This is a genomic window from Rhodococcus sp. 114MFTsu3.1 (assembly GCF_000383555.1).
In the GTDB taxonomy this organism is placed as follows: domain Bacteria; phylum Actinomycetota; class Actinomycetes; order Mycobacteriales; family Mycobacteriaceae; genus Rhodococcoides; species Rhodococcoides fascians_E.
In genome coordinates this window covers 1-21,873 of sequence record NZ_KB911548.1, presented here as the reverse complement: position 1 = coordinate 21,873, position 21,873 = coordinate 1, and the positions used below count along the sequence as shown (strand labels likewise).

24 protein-coding genes and 1 tRNA gene are annotated in these 21,873 nt (G+C 62.3%); 14 read left to right on the top strand and 11 right to left on the bottom strand.

Features of this window, described 5'->3' with window-relative positions:
* Window positions 1-47 precede the first annotated feature (47 nt).
* From H292_RS0110310 to efeU, 6 genes are all read right to left on the bottom strand, one after another.
* Window positions 48-689 carry a dihydrofolate reductase family protein gene (locus H292_RS0110310; RefSeq protein ID WP_020111371.1) on the bottom strand — a complete coding sequence of 214 codons (642 nt, stop codon included), beginning with the start codon at window positions 687-689 and terminating at the stop codon, window positions 48-50.
* A 64-nt stretch (window positions 690-753) separates the two neighbouring features.
* Complete coding sequence (locus H292_RS0110305; RefSeq protein ID WP_020111370.1) at window positions 754-1,023, bottom strand: hypothetical protein; 270 nt, start codon at window positions 1,021-1,023, stop codon at window positions 754-756.
* A gap of 113 nt (window positions 1,024-1,136) precedes the next feature.
* The gene (locus H292_RS0110300) at window positions 1,137-1,664 is read right to left on the bottom strand and encodes a DUF3558 domain-containing protein (RefSeq protein WP_020111369.1); all 528 of its coding nucleotides are present in this window, start codon (window positions 1,662-1,664) and stop codon (window positions 1,137-1,139) included.
* Window positions 1,665-1,754: 90 nt separating this feature from the next.
* Window positions 1,755-2,999: an iron uptake transporter deferrochelatase/peroxidase subunit gene (efeB, locus tag H292_RS0110295; protein ID WP_027498732.1), complete on the bottom strand. Its 1,245-nt coding sequence runs from the start codon at window positions 2,997-2,999 to the stop codon at window positions 1,755-1,757.
* Window positions 2,980-4,146 (bottom strand): iron uptake system protein EfeO, encoded by a 1,167-nt coding sequence (gene efeO / locus H292_RS0110290; RefSeq protein ID WP_020111367.1) that lies wholly within the window; start codon window positions 4,144-4,146, stop codon window positions 2,980-2,982. Before efeO ends, efeB begins: the two co-directional genes overlap by 20 nt.
* The gene (gene efeU, locus H292_RS0110285; RefSeq protein ID WP_020111366.1) at window positions 4,143-5,000 is read right to left on the bottom strand and encodes an iron uptake transporter permease EfeU; all 858 of its coding nucleotides are present in this window, start codon (window positions 4,998-5,000) and stop codon (window positions 4,143-4,145) included. Before efeU ends, efeO begins: the two co-directional genes overlap by 4 nt.
* A 151-nt stretch (window positions 5,001-5,151) precedes the next feature.
* Here efeU and H292_RS0110280 point away from each other — a divergent pair, with 151 nt between their 5' ends.
* The 8 genes from H292_RS0110280 to H292_RS0110245 all read left to right on the top strand — a co-directional run bounded on the left by H292_RS0110280 (window position 5,152) and on the right by H292_RS0110245 (window position 12,766).
* Window positions 5,152-5,877, top strand: coding sequence for a lytic murein transglycosylase (locus H292_RS0110280; protein ID WP_020111365.1), 726 nt, complete (start codon window positions 5,152-5,154; stop codon window positions 5,875-5,877).
* Window positions 5,878-6,012: 135 nt separating this feature from the next.
* Entirely contained in the window at window positions 6,013-7,299 is a 1,287-nt protein-coding gene (gene eno / locus H292_RS0110275; RefSeq protein WP_020111364.1) for a phosphopyruvate hydratase, read from the top strand.
* 30 nt (window positions 7,300-7,329) lie between these two features.
* Window positions 7,330-8,010, top strand: a complete 681-nt coding sequence (locus tag H292_RS0110270; protein WP_230594178.1) for an FtsB family cell division protein — start codon at window positions 7,330-7,332, stop codon at window positions 8,008-8,010.
* Window positions 8,007-8,534, top strand: coding sequence for a DUF501 domain-containing protein (locus H292_RS0110265; RefSeq protein WP_020111362.1), 528 nt, complete (start codon window positions 8,007-8,009; stop codon window positions 8,532-8,534). The genes H292_RS0110270 and H292_RS0110265 overlap by 4 nt, the downstream gene beginning before the upstream one ends.
* Window positions 8,531-9,475 (top strand): Ppx/GppA phosphatase family protein, encoded by a 945-nt coding sequence (locus H292_RS0110260; protein ID WP_020111361.1) that lies wholly within the window; start codon window positions 8,531-8,533, stop codon window positions 9,473-9,475. Before H292_RS0110265 ends, H292_RS0110260 begins: the two co-directional genes overlap by 4 nt.
* Before the next feature lie 118 nt (window positions 9,476-9,593).
* Window positions 9,594-11,021: a short-chain fatty acid transporter gene (locus H292_RS0110255; RefSeq protein ID WP_020111360.1), complete on the top strand. Its 1,428-nt coding sequence runs from the start codon at window positions 9,594-9,596 to the stop codon at window positions 11,019-11,021.
* Between the two features lie 47 nt (window positions 11,022-11,068).
* Window positions 11,069-11,142 (top strand) — tRNA-Leu (locus tag H292_RS0110250).
* A gap of 451 nt (window positions 11,143-11,593) precedes the next feature.
* A complete protein-coding gene (locus H292_RS0110245) occupies window positions 11,594-12,766 on the top strand; it encodes a tyrosine-type recombinase/integrase (RefSeq protein ID WP_020111359.1) in 1,173 nt (390 codons plus the stop codon).
* A gap of 35 nt (window positions 12,767-12,801) precedes the next feature.
* Here H292_RS0110245 and H292_RS0110240 read toward each other — a convergent pair whose 3' ends face one another.
* The 3 genes from H292_RS0110240 to H292_RS0110230 form a co-directional block, all read right to left on the bottom strand.
* Complete coding sequence (locus tag H292_RS0110240) at window positions 12,802-13,899, bottom strand: HigA family addiction module antitoxin (RefSeq protein ID WP_020111358.1); 1,098 nt, start codon at window positions 13,897-13,899, stop codon at window positions 12,802-12,804.
* Window positions 13,900-13,912: 13 nt separating this feature from the next.
* Window positions 13,913-14,215 (bottom strand): type II toxin-antitoxin system RelE/ParE family toxin, encoded by a 303-nt coding sequence (locus H292_RS0110235; RefSeq protein WP_020111357.1) that lies wholly within the window; start codon window positions 14,213-14,215, stop codon window positions 13,913-13,915.
* A 486-nt stretch (window positions 14,216-14,701) separates the two neighbouring features.
* Entirely contained in the window at window positions 14,702-15,493 is a 792-nt protein-coding gene (locus H292_RS0110230; RefSeq protein ID WP_081631862.1) for an IclR family transcriptional regulator, read from the bottom strand.
* A 128-nt stretch (window positions 15,494-15,621) separates the two neighbouring features.
* Here H292_RS0110230 and H292_RS27065 point away from each other — a divergent pair, with 128 nt between their 5' ends.
* Genes H292_RS27065 through H292_RS27060 form a run of 3 tightly spaced genes read left to right on the top strand, consistent with a single transcriptional unit; the run spans window position 15,622 to window position 19,725 of the window.
* Window positions 15,622-17,616: an alpha-ketoacid dehydrogenase subunit alpha/beta gene (locus tag H292_RS27065; RefSeq protein ID WP_051127749.1), complete on the top strand. Its 1,995-nt coding sequence runs from the start codon at window positions 15,622-15,624 to the stop codon at window positions 17,614-17,616.
* A 16-nt stretch (window positions 17,617-17,632) separates the two neighbouring features.
* A complete protein-coding gene (locus tag H292_RS0110220) occupies window positions 17,633-18,940 on the top strand; it encodes an MFS transporter (protein ID WP_051127746.1) in 1,308 nt (435 codons plus the stop codon).
* 29 nt (window positions 18,941-18,969) lie between these two features.
* The gene (locus H292_RS27060) at window positions 18,970-19,725 is read left to right on the top strand and encodes an SDR family oxidoreductase (RefSeq protein ID WP_231383812.1); all 756 of its coding nucleotides are present in this window, start codon (window positions 18,970-18,972) and stop codon (window positions 19,723-19,725) included.
* A gap of 118 nt (window positions 19,726-19,843) precedes the next feature.
* On the opposite strand, the gene H292_RS28850 is transcribed toward H292_RS27060, so the two are convergent.
* Window positions 19,844-20,095, bottom strand: coding sequence for a porin PorA family protein (locus H292_RS28850; RefSeq protein WP_081631861.1), 252 nt, complete (start codon window positions 20,093-20,095; stop codon window positions 19,844-19,846).
* Window positions 20,096-20,283: 188 nt separating this feature from the next.
* Between H292_RS28850 and H292_RS28115 the strand changes: the two genes are divergently transcribed.
* The gene (locus tag H292_RS28115) at window positions 20,284-20,421 is read left to right on the top strand and encodes a hypothetical protein (protein ID WP_020111351.1); all 138 of its coding nucleotides are present in this window, start codon (window positions 20,284-20,286) and stop codon (window positions 20,419-20,421) included.
* Window positions 20,422-20,507: 86 nt separating this feature from the next.
* On the opposite strand, the gene H292_RS28110 is transcribed toward H292_RS28115, so the two are convergent.
* Window positions 20,508-20,888, bottom strand: coding sequence for a DNA/RNA non-specific endonuclease (locus tag H292_RS28110; RefSeq protein WP_231383811.1), 381 nt, complete (start codon window positions 20,886-20,888; stop codon window positions 20,508-20,510).
* Window positions 20,889-20,966: 78 nt separating this feature from the next.
* Here H292_RS28110 and H292_RS27050 point away from each other — a divergent pair, with 78 nt between their 5' ends.
* Complete coding sequence (locus H292_RS27050; RefSeq protein WP_196806163.1) at window positions 20,967-21,347, top strand: hypothetical protein; 381 nt, start codon at window positions 20,967-20,969, stop codon at window positions 21,345-21,347.
* A 326-nt stretch (window positions 21,348-21,673) separates the two neighbouring features.
* The coding region (locus H292_RS0110195; RefSeq protein WP_027498729.1) for a transposase at window positions 21,674-21,873 on the top strand (200 nt) is incomplete at its 3' end.

Below are 21,873 nucleotides of genomic sequence, written 5' to 3'. Positions count from 1 at the left end.
GTGCGCGTCCGGCACGTAGGTGAGCATCTGCTGAAGGAATCGAGAAGTTACTTACGCCAGAACAGATGATGGGTGACGCCGCTGGGGCTTGGCACTGATTCGTGGTCGAATCGGTCGTCGAGTTCGTCCGGTGAATCCCACAGCTTCAGCCCCGACCCGAATTCGACGGGAGCGACAGTGATGTGGAGAGTGTCCACAAGGTCGGCGTCGAGGAACTGACGGATTGTCGTGACCCCGCCGCCGAGACGTACGTCTTTACCGCCGGCTGCCTGCCTGGCTCTGTCCAACACATCTGCCGGCGAGCTGTCGACGAAGTGAAACGTGCTGTCGGAAAGTTCGATCGAGGGACGCTCGTGGTGCGTGAGTACGAACACCGGGGTGTGGAACGGCGGTTCGTCACCCCACCACCCTTCCCACTCGTGGTCCGTCCACGGCCCGCGTTGAGGTCCGAACTTGTTTCGGCCCATGATCTCGGCACCGATGTTGTTCGAGAAATCGCGGGCGAAGTAGTCGTCCAAGCCCCGGGACCCACTGGAGCCGGCGTTGCCCGGAAAACTTGCCGTGGCGAAGAACCATTTCATCGACGTCAGATGGTCGAGACCGAACGGGTTCTCGAAACTCTGGTCGACGCCTGCGGCGACCCCGTCGGATGAGATGGTGAAATTCTGTACCCGCAGTAGTTGTGCCATGTGTCTCCCCGCATCGAAGGTGCCGTTCCGGAGTGTAGACCTGGCACCTTCGCGAATCTCATCGTCAATTGGGGAACATCTGCGCGACGTCGGATGCAGTAGCCGCATCGGTGTCCGAGTACTGGTCGAAGAACTTCTGAAACACCGCCTGCATTTCTTTCACCACCTGTATGTGGCTGTCGATGACACCGACCATGCTGTTCTGTCCACCCACCGCTTTCTCGGACAGAATTTGTGCAAACTGTTTGCCCATCTCGAAGTCCCCGTAAACCTGGACTTTCGCGAGGCCGAAGGCAGACTTCCGGTGTTGGTGCAGTCGTTCGATGTAGGCCACACACGATTCATTGCACGCCCTCGCGACCGACTCGTCGAGAAATAGTTGACCTGCGTCGGCGGCCTGGGCGAGGTTTTGCCAATACGTAGTCTCAGATGACACCAAAGTTCCTTTCAGTTCGCCGGGAACGCCATAGCGACGTCACGGACGTGGTTTTCGGCGATGTCGCAGACGTCGCTCCGCGCGATACCCGCTTCGAGGGTGAGCACGGTGAACGTGGCTACTCCGCTTGCCGTGTCGAACGCGACGTCGCAGGTGTCGCTTTCATCCACGATGTCGACTTTGTAGACCACCGCTGTCCTCCCAGCGATCGAAACGTCGGAGAAGTCAATGTTCTGAGGGTTTCCGCGTACGTCCTCGAGTGTGTGTGTTTCCGAGAAGTAGACGGTAAACGAGTACCACGGGTCTCCCGCTGGACCTTCCCAGCCGCAGATGGTCCAGCCCGGGGTGGTGTAGCCCTTGTCTGCCATGGAGTCTTTGGATGCTGGGTCGAGGCCTGCGGCGGTGATGGTGGAGTCGGGGATGGTGCAGGGGTCGAAGGTTTGGTCGGTGGGGGAGTCGGCGGTGGCGTTGCCGGTGATGTCGGTGGAGCAGCCGACGAGCAGTGCGACGCTGATGGCCGTCAGACAGGCCTTACGCATAGTCTCCCCCTCGCAGAAATCACGTCGTCAGGTTAGACGCACGCGAGGTCGGATCGGTTCCACGCTGTCCGGTCGTGAGAATGGAACCATTCAAGCGAAGAGGGTAGACCCCCAGAATTCCGATTCACCCAATCCTGGCGGGCAGGCGAAGACGGCGGAGCCGACGTGTTGGATGTATTCGTTCAGTAGGTCTTTGCGTGCCAGGGCCAGCTGCATGGGCACGAACTGCTCGAGTGGGTCTCGGCAGTACGCAATGAAGAACAGTCCTGCGTCCAGGTGACCGAAGCCGTCGGAACCGTCGGTGAAGTTGTAACCACGCCTGAGGATCTGGATGCCGTCGAGGTTCTCCTTCGAGGCGAGACGCACGTGGGCGTCGGAGTCGATCAGCAATCCTTCAGGACCCTTGGAATCGAGGTCGAGTGCGTCGAACTCGTCTTTCAATCCTAGGGGCGCGCCGGTTCCTTTGCTGCGCCCGATGACGCGCTCTTGTTCCTTCAGGGTGGTCCGATCCCAGGATTCGATCAGCATGCGGATTCGACGCGCAACCAGGTACGAGCCTCCGGCCATCCATGGTTGGTCGTCGTCTTCCCCGACCCAGATGTAATCGTCGAGAAGCTCGGGATCCTCGGCTTTGAGGTTGGCCGTTCCGTCTTTGAATCCGAACAGATTTCGTGGTGTCGCCTGGGTGGTCGACGTCGACGACGTGCGCCCGAATCCGAGTTGGGACCACTTGACGGACACGGTGCCGAATCCGACGCGTGCGAGGTTGCGGATGGCGTGGACTGCGACCTGCGGGTCGTTGGCGCAGGCCTGGATGCAGAGGTCGCCGCCGGAGCGGCGTTCGTCGAGATTGTCGGCGGGAAAGTGCTGCAAGTCGGCCAGGGACGACGGCTTGAGGTCCGCAAGCCCGAAACGGGTGAACAGTCCGGGCCCGAACCCGATCGTCAGCGTCAACGACGACGCGGACAATCCCAATGCCTCACCGGTGTCCGACGGCGGGCGGTACTCACCTCCGCCGACGGCGCCACCGTCGAATGTTTCTTCGCCCCGGGTGAGCCGCTCCGCCATGAGCGTCCACTTCTGGAGCAGCGCAACGAATTCGTCGCGTGACTCGGTGGTGATGTCGAATGCGACGAAGTGCATGCGGTCCTGTGCCGGAGTGACGATGCCGGCCTGGTGCGCTCCGCGAAATTCCACGATGTCCGACGCTTGGTCCTCGTCCGACTCCGCGCATGCGGCAACGGCTCCCGTCCCGACGAGGGCCGCGCCCACCCCGACGGCGCCGAACAGGCGCCGCCGAGAGAAGCGAGAAGTATTACTGTCCGGCAACGACACCCTGTACCTGACTTACCTCGGCGGACAGTGCGTCGATCTTGTTGGAGAGTTCCTGACGCTGGGGTTCGGTGACGGTGTCGTAGAAGACGAAGCCGTCGCCCTGGCGGTACTCGGCCAGTTCGGCGTCGAGCTCGGCGAAGCGTGCATCGATGGCTGACCCCAGTTCTGCGTCGTTCTGATCGATGATCGGACGCACTGCGGCAACTGCTGCCTGGGAGCCGTCGACGTTCGCCTGGAAGTCCCATAGGTCGGTGTGCGAGAAGAAGTCTTCCTCACCGCTGATCTTGGTCTTGGCGACCTCGTCGAGCAGTCCCTGGGCGCCACCTGCGACCTGAATGGGGTCGATGGTGAAGTCCTCGGCCTTGACCTTCTCGGCGAGTTCTGCGATGTCGGCCTGAAGCTGATCGGCCATCTGGTTCGTGTCGGGCTGCAGCCCCTGCTCCCAGAGATCTTTCTCGATGCGGTGGAAGCCGGTCCAGGTGTCACCGGGCTCGACGTCTGGTTCCCGCAAATCGATGCGCGGGTCGAGGTCGTCGGGGAACGCCTCGGCAACCGGTTCGATTCGCTCGTAGTAGCTGCGGGTGACGGGGAACTGGGCTTTCGCGGACTCGATGTCGCCGGACTTCACGGCGGCGACGAACGATGCCGTGGTCTCCTGGAGGGCATCGACCTGGCTGACGACGTATCGCTTGTAGCCGGTTGCGGCCTCGTCGAGCAGCCCGTTCTCGTCGGCCTGACGGACGGCGTCGCCGGAGACGACGAAATCCGCGCGGATTCCGTCGCCGACCATGCCTGCCTTGCAGGCGGTTTGGTAAGTGCCCGGGTCGGGCAGGGCGACGATGAGCTGACGAGTCAGGCCCGGTCCGATGTTCTCGACCTCGCCCATGACACGGTCGCCTTCGCCGTAGACGTAGAACTCGGTGACCTTGGTTCCGTTGTTGGTGATCTGGAACGTCGAGTTGCCGGTCGTTCCTTCGGACGTCGCGACGTCGCACGTGGTGTCGCTGGCGGCGACGGCGATGTCGCCGGAACCGGAGTCGGATCCGCCGTCGGACGACGATTTCTCGGTGCAGCCGGCGAGAGCGAGCGGCAGAGCCGCGAGTGCGGCCAGCGCGAAGGTGGTACGGCGCAAGGGAGTGCCTTTCATGAGGTGACTGCGGGTTCGGGTACGCGAACCGGCCGAAGGAACAGGTAGAGAACGACAGCGAGGTAGAGCACCCACCCGGTGACCTGCAGGACGGTGGGTTCGGGGCGGAAGTTGAAGATGCCGGCGAGGACGGTGCCGTACCAGCTGGAGGCGTCGAACTGGGCGGTGATGTCGAAGGCCGTCGAACTACCGCCGGGCAGTATTCCGCCGATCTGCAGTGCCCGGATTCCGTAGGCGAGAATGCCTGCCGCGACGACGATCAGGAAGATTCCGGTGTACTTGAAAAACACGGTGAAGTTGATGCGTATGGCTCCGAAGTACAGCAGAACGGTCAATCCTGCAGCGACCACGATGCCCAGCAGCAGCCCCAGTAGCGGCCATGAACTGCCGCCGGTGTTCTCGGCGTAGCCGACCATCAGCAGTGCAGTTTCGACGCCTTCGCGTCCGACGGCGAAGAACGACAACATCAGAACGGCGAGCGGTCCGACGGTCAACGCTCGCTCCATGCCGGATCGCAGTTCGCCGGAGATGTCCTTGGCGGCGGTGCGCATCCAGAGCACCATCGCGGTGACGATGCCGACGGCGACAAGCGACGCGGCTCCGGCGATTATTTCCGCCGTCAATCCGGTGACGGTCGACGTTCCGTAGTGGATGACGAAGAAAATCGCCGCCACCATGGCGACCGCGAGCCCGACTCCCATCCAGACCCATTTCAACGCGTCGCGCCGCTCCGCTTTGACGAGGAAGGCAACCAGGATCATCACGACGATGCCCGTTTCCAAGCCTTCACGTAGGCCGATCAACCCGCTGCCGAACATTTGGGTTGCGATGGGCGGAGCGGCAAGGACGGACACGTTCGGTGCTCCTGAAGCGTTGCGAGAAAGGGTAGGGAACCCTCATGTGGTTGAGAGCAACATACACCCTCGTGCATATTGAAAAACCCCTTTGACCTGCACATATTCGGCGCTTTAGGTTTCTATTACTTTTCGTGTGCAGGATGGACCTGTGAAGAAGCGAGTGGCCTACGTCGTTGCTGTGGTCGCGGTGGGTCTGTTGGCTGCGGCGTGCGGCTCGTCGGAACCGCCGCGGGCGATTCCCGAAGGCATTCCGCCCGGAGCGGGGACGCCTGTGCCGGACATCGACTTCAACGCACCGGGGAGGACGGCGGACCTGCTGCTCGATTGGGCTGAGCCCCAGGCCGACGCCATGAACATCTCGGTACCGGCATTGGCGGCCTACGGCCACGCCGCCGCGATCATGTCGGACACGGCCCCTGATTGCGGCATCGCCTGGACGACGCTCGCCGGTATCGGCTACATCGAAAGTCGCCACGGCACGTACCAGGGCTCGTCCGTCGCCCCCGACGGTCTTGTGTCGCCCGCAATTCGCGGCATCCCATTGGACGGCGGCCCGGGCGTCGCCGAAATTCCCGACACCGACGGCGGCCAACTCGACGGCGATCCGGTGCACGACAGGGCGATGGGCCCGATGCAGTTCATTCCCGAGACCTGGAAGAAGTGGGGCGTCGACGCCAACGGTGACGGTATCGCCGATCCCGACAACCTCGACGACGCAGCTCTGACCGCAGCTCGCTACCTCTGCGCGCGCGGAGGTGATCTGCGCGCCGCGGAAGGGTGGGAGCGCGCGCTCATGGCTTACAACCAGTCCGGTGTCTATCTCCGAGACGTCCGCGACGCTGCAGCCGCCTATTCAGTCGGCACCACTGCGTGACTCCGCAGGCTCCGCTCCTGACTTTCCCTGGTCACTCCGCAGGCTCCGCTCCTGTGCGTCGCGGGGAGGTCAGGCGAGCGGCTAGTCTGACACCCGGCACTTACCCGCCCGCCCCCGTTACAAGGAGAAGCATTCGTGGCCATCATTGAGCAGGTCGGAGCTCGCGAGATTCTCGACTCCCGTGGCAACCCCACGGTCGAGGTCGAGGTCGCACTGGACGACGGAACACTGACCCGCGCAGCGGTTCCTTCCGGAGCGTCCACCGGTGAGCACGAGGCAGTCGAGCTTCGTGACGGCGGCGAGCGTTACGGCGGCAAGGGCGTCGAGAAGGCCGTCAACGCTGTTCTCGACGAGATCGCACCGGCTGTCATCGGCCTCGACGCCATCGAGCAGCGGGCCGTCGACCAGGCTCTTCTCGATCTCGACGGCACCCCGAGCAAGGCGCGTCTCGGCGCGAACTCGCTGCTCGGTGTTTCCCTCGCGGTGGCGAAGGCGGCTGCGGAGTCCGCTGGACTCGAGCTGTTCCGTTACCTCGGCGGACCGAACGCACACATCCTTCCCGTACCGATGATGAACATCATCAACGGTGGCGCGCACGCGGACAGTGGCGTCGACGTCCAGGAGTTCATGATCGCGCCAATCGGTGCGCCGACCTTCAAGGAATCCCTGCGCTGGGGTGCCGAGGTCTATCACTCCCTCAAGTCGGTTCTGAAGGCCAAGGGCCTGTCGACGGGCCTCGGCGACGAGGGCGGCTTCGCGCCCGACCTGGCCGGAACCAAGGAAGCGCTCGACCTCATTCTCGACGCCATCGCCAAAACCGGCCTCAAGCCCGGCCAGGATGTGGCGCTCGCACTCGACGTCGCAGCCACCGAGTTCTACACCGCAGGCACCGGCTACGCCTTCGAGCGCGCTACCAAGTCCGCCGAGGAGCTGTCGGCGTTCTACGGCGAACTCGTCGACGCCTACCCGCTGGTCTCCATCGAGGATCCGCTGGACGAGAACGACTGGGACGGCTGGGTTGCCCTCACCGAGGCCATCGGTGACAAGGTGCAGCTCGTCGGCGACGACCTCTTCGTCACCAACCCGGAGCGTCTCGAGGACGGCATCGTCAAGGGTGCGGCCAACGCGCTGCTGGTGAAGGTCAACCAGATCGGCACGCTCACCGAGACCCTCGACGCCGTCGACCTCGCGCACCGCAACGGCTACAAGACGATGATGAGCCACCGGTCCGGCGAGACCGAGGACACCACCATCGCCGACCTGGCGGTTGCCGTGGGCAGCGGTCAGATCAAGACGGGTGCGCCCGCGCGTTCCGAGCGCGTCGCGAAGTACAACCAGTTGCTGAGAATCGAAGAAGCTCTGGGTGACGCGGCGCGTTACTCGGGTGAGCTGGCTTTCCCCCGGTTCAATTACGAGGGATAGTTTTCAGCTCGATTCGACGAGGGTGATTGCATGGCGGCACGACGAGGAAGATCCGGGACAAGCCCAGGTGGGCGTGATCCCCGGCCTCGTGGTCGCTCTGCATCCCGGGGCCGGACGTCCGGAGCTGCGTCGGGAGACGAGCGCAGCTCCGGTCAACCGGCGCCGGAGCCGTCCGATCAGGCGCGTGACGCCGTGGTCGGCGGCAAAGCAGCTCCCCGACGGGTGGGCGCGCGGGCTTCGTCCGGCGGTGAGCGCACGTTTCTCGGCCTGTCGACGGCCAAGGCAGTGGTCCTCGCTGTCGTCGTGTGCGCGTTGGCGTTGACGCTCGCGATGCCGCTGCGGACCTATTTTTCGCAGCGCGCCGAGCTCGAGCAGGTTCTCGCCGAGCGCACCGGACTCGAGCAGGACGTCAAGGACCTGGAGCTCGAGAAGACGCAACTGAACGACCCGACGCGCATCGCAGCCAATGCGAAGTCCAGGCTCCGCTGGGTGATGCCGGGGGAGACGCCGTACACGGTGCAGTTGCCGGGGGACGTCGGTCCGCCGGTGGACGACGTGGAAACCACCAAGCAATCCGAAGGCCCGTGGTACCGGGACCTGTGGGAGTCCGCGGTGCAACCGCAGGGGCCCGTGGAGGAACAAGAAGTGGTGCCGGATCGGGCTGTTCTGCCCGAGCCTGCACCGGACATCGAAGGAGGACCGGTCGGGTGAGCTCGGCAGTCTCGAAGGAAGATCTCGACGCCGTAGCGGCTCAACTCGGACGCGAACCCCGCGGTGTTCTCGCAATCGCGTATCGATCCCCGGACGGTAGGCCCGGTGTGGTGAAAACTGCCCCCAAGCTGCCCGACGGCACCCCGTTCCCCACCCTGTTCTATCTGACGGATCCGCGCTTGACTGCCGAGGCCAGCCGTCAGGAATCGGCGGGCGTGATGCGAGAGATGACTCTTCGGTTGTCCGAGGACGTGGAATTGGCCGCCGGATATCGCCGCGCGCACGAGTCCTACCTGGCCGAGCGCAACGACATCGAATCTCTCGGAACCGATTTCACCGGCGGAGGTATGCCGGATCGGGTCAAGTGCCTGCACGTGTTGATCGCTCACTCCCTCGCCAAGGGCCCGGGCGTCAACCCACTCGGTGACGAGTCGGTGGCGCTCGCCGCCGAGACCTCGTTGCGCGGCACCGCAATTCCGGCCGACTGGCCGACCATCGCCGAACTTCGCGGAGAGACTTCATGACTCGGGTAGCAGCCATCGATTGCGGCACCAATTCCATTCGCCTCCTCGTTGCGGACATCAAAGACGGTGTTCTGACGGATGTTGCGCGGGAGATGCGCGTCGTGCGCCTCGGCCAAGGCGTCGACGCGACGGGTTCCTTTGCGCCCGAGGCGATCGAACGCACCCGCGTCGCTCTCGAGGAATACGCTGGCATCATTCGCGAAGCCGGTGCGTCGGCGCTGCGCATGGTCGCGACGTCCGCCACCCGCGACGCCGCGAACCGCGACGACTTCTTCGCGATGACGCGGGAGATTCTGGATCCCATCGTGCCCGGTTCGGTCGCCGAGGTCATCACCGGTGACGAGGAAGCACGGCTGTCGTTCGCCGGTGCCGTCGGCGAACTCGACGCCAAGGGTGCACCGTTCGTCGTCGTCGACCTCGGCGGCGGGTCCACCGAACTTGTTCTGGGTGATCGCAAGGGTGTGCGTGCGGCGTTTTCCGCCAACATCGGGTGCGTCCGTCTGACCGAGCGTTTTCTCCACTCCGATCCGCCCACCGCCGACGAGATCGTCGGAGCGCGCGCGTACGCCCGCGAGAAGTTGGAGGAAGCGTTCGAGGACGTCAACATCGGCGAGGCCTCGAGTTGGGTCGGCGTCGCGGGCACCATGACCACCATCGCAGCCATCGCTGCAGGGCTGCAGGAGTACGACGCGGACAAGGTCCACCTGACTCGAGTGTCCTTCGGGGACCTATTCGACGTGTGCGACCGTCTGATCGGGATGACTCGCGCAGACCGAGCGGCGTTGGGGCCCGTGCACCCCGGACGGGTCGACGTCATCGGTGGCGGTGCCATCGTGACCAGTGTTCTGGCCGAGGAGTTCGAGCGTCGCGGCGCCGTCAGCACCCTGGTGGTCAGTGAGCACGACATTCTCGACGGCATCGCCCTGTCCGTGAAGGCGTAGTTCTGCAGATTCGCAGGTAGTACCTGCGGCGATGCTCCTTGCATCGGTGTCCGATTCGGTGAACTCTGTGACGTGCGACACGCACGCGCAGGGGACTACGCCGAAACGAGGATCATCGATGACGACGACGCAGGCACCCGCCGAGAAGGGCTTGGCACGGCTCGCGCAAGGACTGGCCCGAGCAACCGAGAAATGGTTCCCCGACGCCTACATCTTCGCTTTGGTGGGCGTTGTCGTCGTCGCGGTGGCGGCGTTCGCGAACGGGTCGTCGCCGCAGAACGTCGTCGACGCCTTCGGTGGGGGTTTCTGGGATCTGACGGCGTTCACGCTGCAGATGGCGATGGTGGTGCTCACCGGGTACGTCGTTGCGACGTCGCCTCCGGTGGCGCGGCTGATCACCCGTCTGGCGCTACTGCCTCGTTCACCAAGCAGCGCAGTGAGTTTCGTGGCCCTGCTCTCCTGTACGGTGTCGTTTCTGAACTGGGGATTGAGTTTGGTCTTCAGCGGTCTGCTCGCCCGCGCGATCGCACGACGGTCGGACATGCAGGCCGACTATCGGGCTCTCGGCGCCGCGGCATTCATGGGGCTCGGTGCGGTGTGGGCGCTCGGAATGTCCTCGTCCGCGGCACAATTGCAGGCAACTGCGAGTTCCCTGCCCGGGCCGCTGCTGCAGATCACCGGTGTTCTCGATTTCGGCAAGACCATCTTCACATGGCAGTCGTTGGTGACTTGCTTGATCATCACGGTGATCACCGTCGTCATAGCGCATCTGTCCGCTCCGAAGGGCGCGGCGATCAAGACTGCGGAGAGCATGGGCGTCGATCTCGACGACACGATCGACGAGCCGGCTCCGCGGTCGCGTCCCGGCGAGTGGCTCGAGTACAGTCGGGTCCTTCCGTTGCTGATCGGTGCAATGACACTGGGATGGCTTGTGTCGCAACTGCTGACATTGCCCGTGCTGTCGGTGGTGTCGAGCCTGAACGGCTATCTTCTGGTCTTTCTGATCCTCGGTCTCGTTCTGCATGGAACGCCCAGAAGGTTTCTCGACGCAGTGTCCAAAGCAGTGCCGGCCACCGCGGGCATACTCGTTCAATTTCCGCTGTACGCGGCGATGGCTGCCATTCTGGTCGAGGCCGAGGGACGGGGAGGCGTCACGATTTCCGAGCACCTCGCGAACTTCTTCACCGACATCGGCAGCGGCGGCGGCTTTGCTGTGGTCATCGCGATCTACACCGTGATCCTCGGGCTGTTCGTGCCCTCCGGCGGAGGTAAATGGCTGGTCGAAGCCCCCTACGTCATGCAATCGGCTACAGACGTGCAGATGAACCTGGGCTGGACCGTCCAGATCTACAACGTCGCCGAGGCACTGCCGAACCTCATCAACCCGTTCTTCATGCTTCCACTGCTCGCAGTACTGGGCCTGCGGGCCCGTGATCTCATCGGATTCACGTTCCTGCAGTTCATCTTCCACTTCCCAGTCGTCCTGCTGCTGGTGTGGCTCCTGGGCATGACCTTCGACTTCGTGCCACCGGTCATCCCGGGGTAGCAGGGGGCCGATATGATTGCCGTCGCGGTTCTTCGGGGCCGCGGGTGGCCCCTATAGCCCAATTGGCAGAGGCAGCGGACTTAAAATCCGTCAAGTGTCGGTTCGAGTCCGACTGGGGGCACTGGAGTCCACATGGATCCACAATCTCGCTGTCGAGCAGCGTATTTCGTAGGTGGTCGTGGACTGCCGTAGACTGTGCTGTATCTGAATGGACAAGTGAGGCAGCGGATTTTAATCCGCCTCAGGGCTCTCGTGGCCGTGCCTGTGGTTATATTTCTGCAGGTCAGGGCGTTTCGCATCTTGGCTGAAATTCTCGGTGTCACAAGTCTGTCACAACTCGGTACGAACTGCGCCTTGGCGTACAGGGAGTGCAATGAATGTAGTTGCTAGACTGAGTAATTCGAGACTCTTCAGCCGTATTGCAATGTGTCAAATGCTTCGAGCACGCCGCGCCTGGCCACCTGGTCCGATCGGCGTCGTAAATTGTGTTTTCCGCACCGTCTGGCCCAGAACGCCGGGTCAGCACAGTTTTGCTTTGCAGACGTGTCGGTGACCTGCGATAGGCTGCCCTTATGGACTTCCGGCCAGGCCATGCACCTGCGGTGAGCACTGTCGAGAACACCCTGGGCGGCAGATCGTTGGCGGTCGAGCCGGAGATCCCACCCGCCGTCGCGAAGCGGATCGCGGCCGCCGTGCACTCCTCCCAGTCCGATGGAACGCGCAAGACATACGCCGCGGCGTGGAGACGCTTCACCAATTGGTGCGAGACGAATGGTCACGTGACGCTTCCTGCGCACCCGATCACCGTCGCCGCCTATCTCGTCGACGCAGCCGACACCCGAAACGAAACAGGGGAGCGGGCTTACGCCGTCGCTACGTTCAGCACCTGGATCGCCGCGATCAACCACCGACACCGCACCACCGGGCATCTGTCGCCGTCAGCCCATGAACTCGTCACCGCGACTCTGTCCGGCATCCGGCGTGAGTATGCCGCGGCGGGGGACCGACCCCGCACCCCGCGAAACCCGTTGCTGGTCGAGGACATCAAACTCCTCGTCGAGACGGCAAGGCACCGATGCCGAGGCTGGGCCGACGAGGTCCTCGAACGCCGCGACTCCGCAATTCTGCTCCTCGGGTTCGCTGGCGCATTCCGACGCAGCGAACTCTCCGACCTCGTGTGCGGCGACATCATCGTGCACCGGCACGACGGATTGCATGTGCGGCTGCGGAAGTCGAAGACCGACCAAGAGGGCAGGGGAGCGGTGAAGGCCCTGCCGTACACAGACTCCCACGAGACCTGCCCACCGTGCGCGTACGTCCGTTGGGTGCAGGTCGTGGCTGCGTTCGACGCCGGCGGCCGTCCGTCCGTGATCCGCCTACTCCGGAAGCGAGAACCGTTCGACGCTCACGTCTGTCGTGGGGGAGTGCCGCGCACCGCCGCCCGCGCACCGTTGCTCCGGGCAGTTGCCAAGAACGGCAACCTCGGTTCCAGCGCGTTGTCCGGAGCTGCGATCCACCAGGCCATCCGCCGCCGCGCCAAACATGCTGGCTTCGACCCTGCGTCGCTCGCCAAACTCGGCGGGCACTCACTGCGCGCCGGGTTCGTCACCCAAGGCACCCGCAACGGTGCCGACGGCTCCGCCATCGCACGCCAAACCGGCCACGCCAGCCTCGACTCCGTCGAGGTGTATCGACGCGAACATGCGCCCCTCGTCGGCAACGCGGTCACTAATATCGGGTTATGAAGCAGCGACGCATGGCTAGCTCAGGTCTCTTCCTCCTATGCAGTGAAGGTGCCGGCGAGATCGACGCAAAGCCCGTTACCGAATCGGTAATCCAGGAGTCGACGCCGGTGCATCTGGTGCACGGCCACGCCGGGCGCAATGCCGATCCTCGCCGCGGCATCTGCAATCTCGCGATCGCGGGTTAGTCCCTCAAACGGCTTGATGCCGTCCTCGCCAAACAAGATCTTCATCGCGAACGCATTGGCCCCCTTTTCCGCGGCGCTGTTGCGCTTCTTCTGCGTGCTGTATTCGACGTGCATCTCGCCTCTTGGGTCGTTGAGCACATGGCCGAGTTCGTGGAAGAGCGTCCAGATGACAAAGCCATCCTTGCCCCACCGTCCGGTCTGCTGGATAACGGGCACTCGCTTGTCGATCCACCGGGTCATGCCCAGCAACTGGAGCTTTTTGGGCGGCTCAACCACCATGAACACCACACCAACATCGGCGAGCATGTTGACTGTGTCCCGAAGCATCGCTGAGTCAGGTGCGGCAGCTCTCGCGCGCAGTTTGGGCAGAGCCTCCTTGAGCCGAGCGGGGTCGTAATCATAGTGCCGACCCCGTTCGAACGGCTCTGCCAGCTCAGCCGCTCGAAGCCACGTCGTCAGAAGCGTTCGATCGAGCGTTGCACTCGAGTCCTTTAGCGCGGCCAGTGCATAGTCGCCTGTCGAGGCCTCTCGGTGGAGGTGGTCGTACGCGGCCCAAGTGCCGCAGCGGTGGAACGCAAGGAAGTCAGATACCAGCTTGCCGGGAGTGCGTTTGGTCGCCCCGGTCGCGCCGATACTACGCAAGTAAGCGATCGCTGATGGCGCGATCTCGTCGACATGCTCGGCGAGGCCCTCTTCGTCGGCGATACGGGCAAGGTCGGCTCGATACAGTGCCTCATACTTAAGCCAAGTCCTCGCAGGGATGCCGACGACGCGCTCGAGGCGCATGGCAGTGTCGCTAGTGATCGGCGCGCGCCCGTTGACGATCTCGTTAACCTGCTTGCGGCTGGTGCCGAGAAGCTCAGCTACCCGCTGCTGGGACAGGTCTTGATCGTCGATCCACTCCTCCAAGTACTCCCCGGGAGCTACGGCGTAGTTCGTGGCGGTCATGGCCGATCCTTCCTCAGTGGTAGTCCTCGACGTCGATCACGGTGGTCTCTGTAGCGGTCAACGAATTGGGCGACGGTGCGACCAGCAGCCGCCAGTTTCCACTGAGCTCTCCAGCCCAGGTGCCCGCGCGCTTGCCCTTAAGGTCGTGCCAAGCGCCCCCGGGGTCATCAACAGGCAGATCGCCCAGTGTTTCCGAGTTTTCGAGCGCCTTTACACGCAGTCGTAGCTTTTTCTTCAGGTCGGGTCGCTGCTTCTGCATCTCGCGCTCGTCAGTGCACAGCTTTTTGAGCTTGTTGTCCTTGTACTCTACGCGCAATCAGTGTCACCGATCTCGTTACAGTCCAACGCGGCCTATCCGAAAATTATGCCCGAGCGCGCAAAGCAGGCGGGCGCTGCCCCTGGGTGTCATCGGTTTTGAAAAACTCAGCTGGGTGCAGCGACAAAGGCCATGTCGACTCTCGGGCAGTAGCCAATCTGCGAGAGCCCGTTTGAGCGGCAGTTGCTGCGCCTCGGTCAGACGAACGACCGGACCAATCGTCAACATGCCTTGTACACCGGACAGTCCGAAACTCGCTGCAAGAGCTCAGTTATCGAATAGTCTCGAGGTCCCATTCAATACAGGCGCTCTACACCGTCCACGTTCGTTCACAGCGCGGCTCCCACCGCTGCCTGCAACCGCCATCTGGCAGACACCGTAGTGGCGCGACAGCGACCTCGCCTGATGCGGAACACATATAGGACGCTCCAAATGTTCTCGGGCTTCCCGGTTGCGTAAGCGGATTTCGATACATCGCGCACCGCTTCACGACTGTTCAGAGTGGGCAACGAGCTCCGATGCGCGCGCAGCATGCTCGGTGACGCAGGCGATGAGTCGATCCCGCTGAACAGCGAATCTGGTTGACGGGGTCGATAGGTTGATGGTTCCGATGAGCGTGCCTGATGGGCTGAGAATAGGAGCGGAAACCCCGGAGATGTCCTCTTGATAGTCGCCCGGGTCCAATGACCACCCACGCGATCGGGTGTCGGGGAGCTCTTCGTCCAGTGTCGCTTGCGCCGCCCCTCGCTCCATCGCGCTGAGGCGTGCGGTCGAGAGTGTGAACATTGCTTTGCTTGCGTCGGCATCGAGAAGTGCCAGAGCCAATCTGCCTGATGCTCTTAAGTATTCATGTCCTGTCAAACCGATGTAGAGGCCCGTTGCCTTGACTGGTTGAGTCCCCTCCGCCAGTGCTTGAACGACCATCCGGTTGTCGACGACCATAGAGGCCGATGCCGTCTCGTTGGTCAGTGCCGACAGTTCCTGGACCAACTGCACTATGCGGCCGTGCGGGCTGACGGTACGGCGGTAGGCCTGCGCGAGGGCGGAACTTTTCGCGCCGATGTGAAGCGTCGAGTTGGCATCTCGCGTCAAATAGCCAAGATCGACAAGGGTATTGAACAGATGGTAGCTGGTGGTGATGTTCAGCCCGAGTCGCTCGGCCACCTCCTTGACGGTAGGCGGAACCTGCGACGCGGCCACCTCTTCCAAAAAGGCAAGGCCACGAGCCAGAGTCTGAAGCGTAGTGACGGCACGGGCTTTTGGAGGTGGGGTTGACATGTGCCAATCCTACTATTTCATTAAATGAAATGGTATTCAAATATTGACATCCGTTTGTGATGGGGGTCATAGTCGACTTCTAACCAAAGGAGAAACGCGTGCATGACTACATCGAGTACTACCGGCAAATGCGGCGGATCCGATCGATGGAGGACCGCTGCCTTGAGCTCAGCTCCGAGGGCTTCTTCGTAGGCTCTGTGCATACCTGCCACGGCCACGAGGCTGTCGCAATCGGCGTGACAGCGCTGAAGCAACCGCAAGACAAAATCTTGTCCACCTACAGAGGTCACGGTTGGGGTCTCGGGTGCGGGGTACCGCTCGTGGAGTTGATGGGTGAAATTTGTCAACGATCAGGCGGTATCAACGGGGGACGCTCGGGGTCGCTGATGCTCACGGCACCGGAATACGGGTTCGTCGGTGAGAACTCCATTGTGGGCGCGGGCGCCCCAATAGCCGATGGGGTCGCGCTTGCTGCCCAAATCACCGAATCCGGAGGCGTGGCAGTAGCAACAATCGGAGACGGCGCGATGAGCCAAGGTGCACTGCACGAAGGCCTAGTCTTCGCTGCTGTGAAGAATCTTCCGGTCGTGTTCATCTGCGAGAACAACGGTTGGGCTGAGATGACGCCTGCGTCCGAAATGACGCGCGACCCGCAGCTTGCCAATCGTGCAGCTGCGTACGGCTTACCATCACGCTCGGTCGATGGGTGTGACCTCAAAGCAGTGCTCGACGCGTCGACCTGGGCACTCGACGAGGCTCGCGCCGGACGAGGCCCTGTCTTCCTTGAGTTCAAAGTCGTTCGCATGAAAGGTCACTACAACCGCGACATCGAGCACTACCGCCCACGGGCCGACATCGAGGACGCAAAGTCCCGAGATCCGTTGGCTAGGTTGGTCCGCCAACTGATCTCGGATCGAACCGCCACCGCGGAAGAACTCAAGGCAGTCGACGCCGCCGTGCAGTCCGAAGTGGACGCCGCTACGGTCGCGGTACGCAACATGGCAGAGCCGATCATCGCAGATGCCACCACCGACATCTACGCGGCCGAAGCAATCGGACATCGCGGCACGAACAAAGGTCGCGGCGAACCGTCCGGCCCGATGGAATACTGGCGGGCCATCAACACGGCGTTGGCCACCGACCTCTCCGAACGACAGGAAATGGTGGTCTACGGCGAAGATGTCGCCTTTGCCGGCGGCATTTTCGGGGTCACCCGCGGTCTGCAGAAGCGCTTCGGCACTCGACGGGTATTCGACACCCCGATTGCCGAAACCGCAATTCTGGGTTCTGCCGTGGGTGCATCCATCGCAGGTCTGCGCCCTGTAGTCGAGATCATGTGGATGGACTTTCTGATGGTTGCACTCGATCAACTCGTGAACCAGGCAGCAAATGTTCGATACGCGAGTCGAGGTACTCAGTCCGCACCTTTGACCGTGCGACTCCAACAGGGCGCAACCGCGGGGTCGTGCGCCCAACACACTCAAAGCCTCGAGGCACTGTTGGCTCACATTCCCGGGCTTCGAGTAGGCCTGCCTGCGAGCCCGGCAGATGCCTATGCCATGACCCGTGCAGCGATCGCGGACGCGGACCCGGTTGTGTTGATCGAGTCACGCGAATTGTACCAACTCAAGGGCGTCGTCTATCCAGACGCGGACATTGAGGCAGTCCGCGGTTCACGTCTATATCCAGCAGACGAGAATCATGTTGTTGTGATCACGTGGGGGGCCATGGTGCAGCGCGCACTCGCAGCCAAGGCGCAACTACGAAGTGAGGGTATCGAGATCGCTGTGCTCGACTTGCGCTGGCTTGCTCCACTCGACCTGGAGGCGGTGACCGCCGCTGTTCGTCATGCACGAGGCCGCGCGGCCGTGGTGCACGAAGCAAACTTGACCGGAGGCTTCGGCGGGGAAGTGGTTTCTCGCATCCACGAAGGTCTCGGCCGAGAGATGCCGTTGGATATTCGCCGTCTCGCAACACCCGACTCTCGAATCCCGACGCCCGGGAAATTGCAAAAAGCAATCATCCCGGGGACAGACTCCATTATCGAAGTGTGCCGGGAACTGTCCGAGACACGACCGGCACCATCCGAACTTGCTGCGTTGTCCACCCAAACAGCCGGTTAGCGAGGAGAAATTACCCATGACTGTCCCTAGTGAAGTGTCGGCTCGTAACCACCTCGAACTTACGTCTGAAAAACGGTTCAAATCTCTGTTCGCCAGCGGAGTCGGGAATACTCTGGAGTGGTACGACTGGACCGCGTACGCAGTTTTTTCACCATTCATCGCTCAGGCACTTTTCGACAAGTCCGATCCGGTATCCGCCATGCTGGCGACACTCGTCGTCTTCGCCGTAGGTTTCGTATCGCGCCCTTTGGGCGGAATGTTCTTCGGATACCTGGCAGCAAGAGCGGGTCGCCGTACCGTACTGATTGCCACCATGCTCACGATGGCTGCAGCGAGCCTGTTGATCGCCGTCACGCCGGCATATGGTGCCATAGGTGGGCTCGCGTCCGCGCTGCTGCTATTCGCCCGCCTTGTTCAGGGGTTTGCGCATGGAGGTGAATCCACAGCGTCGTACGCTTACGTCGCTGAGATCGCACCTGCTCGCCGCCGAGGTTTATGGTCGAGCACGGTCTACATCAGCGTGGGCCTCGGGACCGTTCTCGCAACAGCGATGGGTGCGGTGCTGACCGCGACAGTTCCGGCCGAATCTGTCGAATCATGGGGATGGCGGGTCCCATTTTTCGTCGGCGGTCTGCTTGCATTGTTCGCTCTGTACCTTCGACGAGGGATGATCGAGAGCGACGTCTACGAGACCCAGGAAAAAGACACACCGGACGATGCGAGGTGGTCACGGAAGCAGTTGTTCCTCTCCGGTTTGAAACTATTCGTATTCACCGGCGGTACTTCGGTCGTGTTCTATACGTTCAACTCTTTCGCTTCCGCTTTTGCGATCTCTCAGCACGGAATGCAATCGTCCGGTGCATTCCGCGCCAGCCTTCTGGCCCAACTCGTCGGGATAGTCGTGCTTCCGATGTGGGGTGCGCTATCGGACAAGATCGGGCGAAAGCCCGTCCTGATCTTCTGGGCCGTGTCGTTCACGGCTCTGATTTTTCCCTTACTCGGTTTGATCGACTCTCGACCATGGACCTTGTTCACGGCGCAAGCTGTCGCTCTCGCTGTCGCAGGTGCAGCTACCTCTATCTACGCCGCCACCATTGCAGAACAGTTACCGACAAACCAGCGAACGAAAGTAATCGGAATTGCCATGTCACTGTCGGTCGCAGTTTTTGGGGGGACTGCCCCGTATTTGAACACAGCCTTGAACTCGATGGGCCTGGGCTGGCTTTTTCAGATCTATTTCGTATTACTATGCGTCGCTTCACTTGTGGTCGTCATCTCTTTCAAAGAGACTCGGGCCATAGACCTCCGGAAAGTTGGGTCCTGATGTCTGAACTATCAGATTCGGTTGCGCTCGTGACCGGCGCTGCGTCCGGTCTCGGCTACGCCACAGCTCGGGCGCTGAGCGAGCATGGTGCCAGTGTCGTCGGCGCGGATCTGTCTCGTCCACCCGACGAGCCGGGTATCGAGTTCGTCGAATGCGATGTGACAAACGAGGACAGTGTGCGCCACGCGCTGACCACGGCCACTGGAACGGGGAAGCACTTTCGTTACGCCGTTAATTGCGCCGGAATTCGGTCATCGACCAGAGTGCTGAACGACGGTGGTCCGCACCCTCTTCAAGAATTTCGCCGGGTACTAGATATCAACCTTGTGGGAACGTTTAACGTGACCAGACTCGCCTCAGCGGAGATTGCCAGGCAGCAACCGTTGTCCGACGGTGCTAGAGGTGCCGTGGTGAATACCTCGTCGATCGCCGCCTACGAAGGCCTACCAGGCCAGGCTGCCTACGCTGCGTCCAAAGCTGCGATCGCAGGTATGACCCTCACCCTGGCCAGAGATCTCGCCGAACACGGCATACGAGTCAATTCCATCGCACCAGGCGTGATGGAAAGTCCCATGATCAACGAGTTGTCGGGCCTGCGCCGCAGGCATCTGAGTGAATCTGTGATCTTCCCTAAACGGCTCGGCGACGCCCACGAATTCGCTGAACTGGCGCTGTTCTTGCTTCGCTCCTCCTACATCAACGGAGAAGTCGTTCGGCTGGATGGTGCGCTCAGGATGGTTCCGCGATATGGCGTGCCCGAGGGCTGCACGAGATCAGTGCCATGACCCGTTTTTGGTGGCGCAACCAGCTGATCAGCAACGACATCGAGACCACGCCCCACCGCTTCGTCTCGGCGCGGCTGTGCCGACCCTGAATGAAAACAAGAGCGTCGCCGACATCTCGTCATCTCGGGTCACACCGGCTCGACATACAGCTCACCGGCAGCGGTAGCGTCCAAAGCCGAGGTGATCGGGCTGGCCAAAGCCGGGGTAGTTCCCCGTCGCTGAACGCAGTGCGTGCGTCGAGAGTAGTAACCGCGTGTGGGTCGTCCACGCTCGGAACAAGCCACCGGTGAGGTTGTTCCTCGACCGCCACTATCGAACCGGATACCGGCTCGACCCACACATCGCGAGTGTTCTCGTAGTGAAGGTTCATCGTCGTAGCCTCTTCGCCACCACCTTCGTGATCGCGGTGGTAGCCGTCGTGTCCTTAGTGTCGAGAAGGCCGTTGATCGAACGGATTCGACGCGACTTGTCAGGCGAAATAAAGGGTTTCGAGGAAACCATGGCACGAAGCCCGCCATTGCGGACCCCGATGCCGATATCGCGGCACTGTGTGCGCAGATGGCGAACGTGGTCGCGCTGATCAGCGACGGCACCTGGACCCCACACGAGACGGCCGAAACAGCCCGAGCCGCAGCCGAACTCAACTGGACCGTCTCGACGAAAGAAATAAGGTCGACCGACGAACACAAGCCTTGATCGGGCCCGAAGGCCGTGTCGCGATCACCGGCGTCCCTGCGCGCGACCACCCTGCCCCATCGGCTCGACGCTACCGAGTCTCGTTGCTACAGCGAAATATCAGCGTACGCAGTCAACTCCGTCCAACGTTCCCCGACCGGTCGCGCAGCGGGCTGGAGGGTGTAGCGATCCGCGCCGATCAGTTGGTCCATCGACAGGCCGGTGTCTGCGGCGATGTCCTCGATCGGCACCTGGAATGTCCGGTACGGGCCAAGTGGGGGAGTGGCGGTCTCGGTGCGGGCGGGCCGGGTGAGGATCGGACCCAACGACGGTGTCTGATCGAGAACGTATCCCGTCGCCGCCAACTCCGAATCTTGCACCCAGGCGGCGATTTTGAAGAACCGGCGTGGGATCGCCACGCCCGCATCCGCATCGACCCCCACGAGGCCACCGGCTTTCAGCCGGTCGACGTGTGGGAGCGCTGGCACACCGTCCTGCAATTCTCCGACCGGTACCCCTCGACGACATTGCTCGCAGAGCATCTGCAGCACAACACGTTTCCCGACATGACCGCGTCACCGCACCGCGGCGGTCCGGTCGCGGTCCCGATCGACCGGTGGGGTCACCTACCGTTGCCTGCCGCTCCGATGACCGCCGCCGAGATCGGATCGGTGATCGCCGCGCACCGCACCGGGCTCTCACCGCTGCACACCCCACGACGCCGTTCGAGTAGACCACACGCGGACGCCGAACAAATCGACGTGATTCGTCCCGAGCCCACACCAGCAGACCTCGATTCCGGGTACTACCGCGCGGGTGTCGACGCGCGGCGCCGCGCGCACACCGCCCTGGCTGATGTCCCGGACATGGTCGACGACGTCGAGGACCGCATCGAAGCGCTGCTGCAACGCACCCTCGACCTGCTCGGCGACGAGGCCGCACCCTGAGAAGGCCACGTGCCACCGACGCCCACAGGGGCGTCAGAAGATCCTGGCGGTTCCACCTGACATAAAAACCGGCTTATCGGCGGGGTCCGACGTCAAATTCTTGACGGTGAAGTATCGCGAAACATCATGCTTGCACCCTTAATAAGCGGTTTTTCGAACTAAGTTTTGGCATCCAGGTCCGAGTCCGTGGTCACGGTGACGGTGACGGTAAGGTCGAGATTGTCGTTTCAGGCTCTGGCACCGGTAGGTGTCGGTTTGATCGGCCCAGGGATTTCGGACAGTGGACCCGCTTAGAATAGGGATCTACTGAAATGAGTCCGACCAGCATGAGCAGATCACGTCGATCCTTCTCGGCAGAGTTCAAGGACGAACTGTGTCGAGAGGTGATCGATTCATCGAAACCGGTCAGTGAAGTCGCCAAGGCCTACGGGGTCGGTGACGACAGTTTGAGGCGGTGGCTGGCCAAGTACCGTGAGACTCACGGCGGCGGCCCGGAGAGCGAACTGACTTCGACCGAGCGTGCCCG

Coding starts and splice junctions, on each gene's coding strand:
- H292_RS0110255 (WP_020111360.1), top strand. CDS start 9,594: ATGACGACGACGCAGGCACCCGCCGAGAAGGGCTTGGCACGGCTCGCG.
- H292_RS28115 (WP_020111351.1), top strand. CDS start 20,284: ATGGCGAACGTGGTCGCGCTGATCAGCGACGGCACCTGGACCCCACAC.
- H292_RS0110310 (WP_020111371.1), bottom strand. CDS start 689: ATGGCACAACTACTGCGGGTACAGAATTTCACCATCTCATCCGACGGG.
- H292_RS0110270 (WP_230594178.1), top strand. CDS start 7,330: ATGGCGGCACGACGAGGAAGATCCGGGACAAGCCCAGGTGGGCGTGAT.
- H292_RS0110300 (WP_020111369.1), bottom strand. CDS start 1,664: ATGCGTAAGGCCTGTCTGACGGCCATCAGCGTCGCACTGCTCGTCGGC.
- H292_RS0110240 (WP_020111358.1), bottom strand. CDS start 13,899: ATGACCGCCACGAACTACGCCGTAGCTCCCGGGGAGTACTTGGAGGAG.
- H292_RS0110220 (WP_051127746.1), top strand. CDS start 17,633: ATGACTGTCCCTAGTGAAGTGTCGGCTCGTAACCACCTCGAACTTACG.
- H292_RS27065 (WP_051127749.1), top strand. CDS start 15,622: ATGCGGCGGATCCGATCGATGGAGGACCGCTGCCTTGAGCTCAGCTCC.
- H292_RS0110230 (WP_081631862.1), bottom strand. CDS start 15,493: ATGTCAACCCCACCTCCAAAAGCCCGTGCCGTCACTACGCTTCAGACT.
- H292_RS28850 (WP_081631861.1), bottom strand. CDS start 20,095: ATGAACCTTCACTACGAGAACACTCGCGATGTGTGGGTCGAGCCGGTA.
- H292_RS0110245 (WP_020111359.1), top strand. CDS start 11,594: ATGGACTTCCGGCCAGGCCATGCACCTGCGGTGAGCACTGTCGAGAAC.
- efeO (WP_020111367.1), bottom strand. CDS start 4,146: ATGAAAGGCACTCCCTTGCGCCGTACCACCTTCGCGCTGGCCGCACTC.
- H292_RS0110260 (WP_020111361.1), top strand. CDS start 8,531: ATGACTCGGGTAGCAGCCATCGATTGCGGCACCAATTCCATTCGCCTC.
- H292_RS27050 (WP_196806163.1), top strand. CDS start 20,967: ATGACCGCGTCACCGCACCGCGGCGGTCCGGTCGCGGTCCCGATCGAC.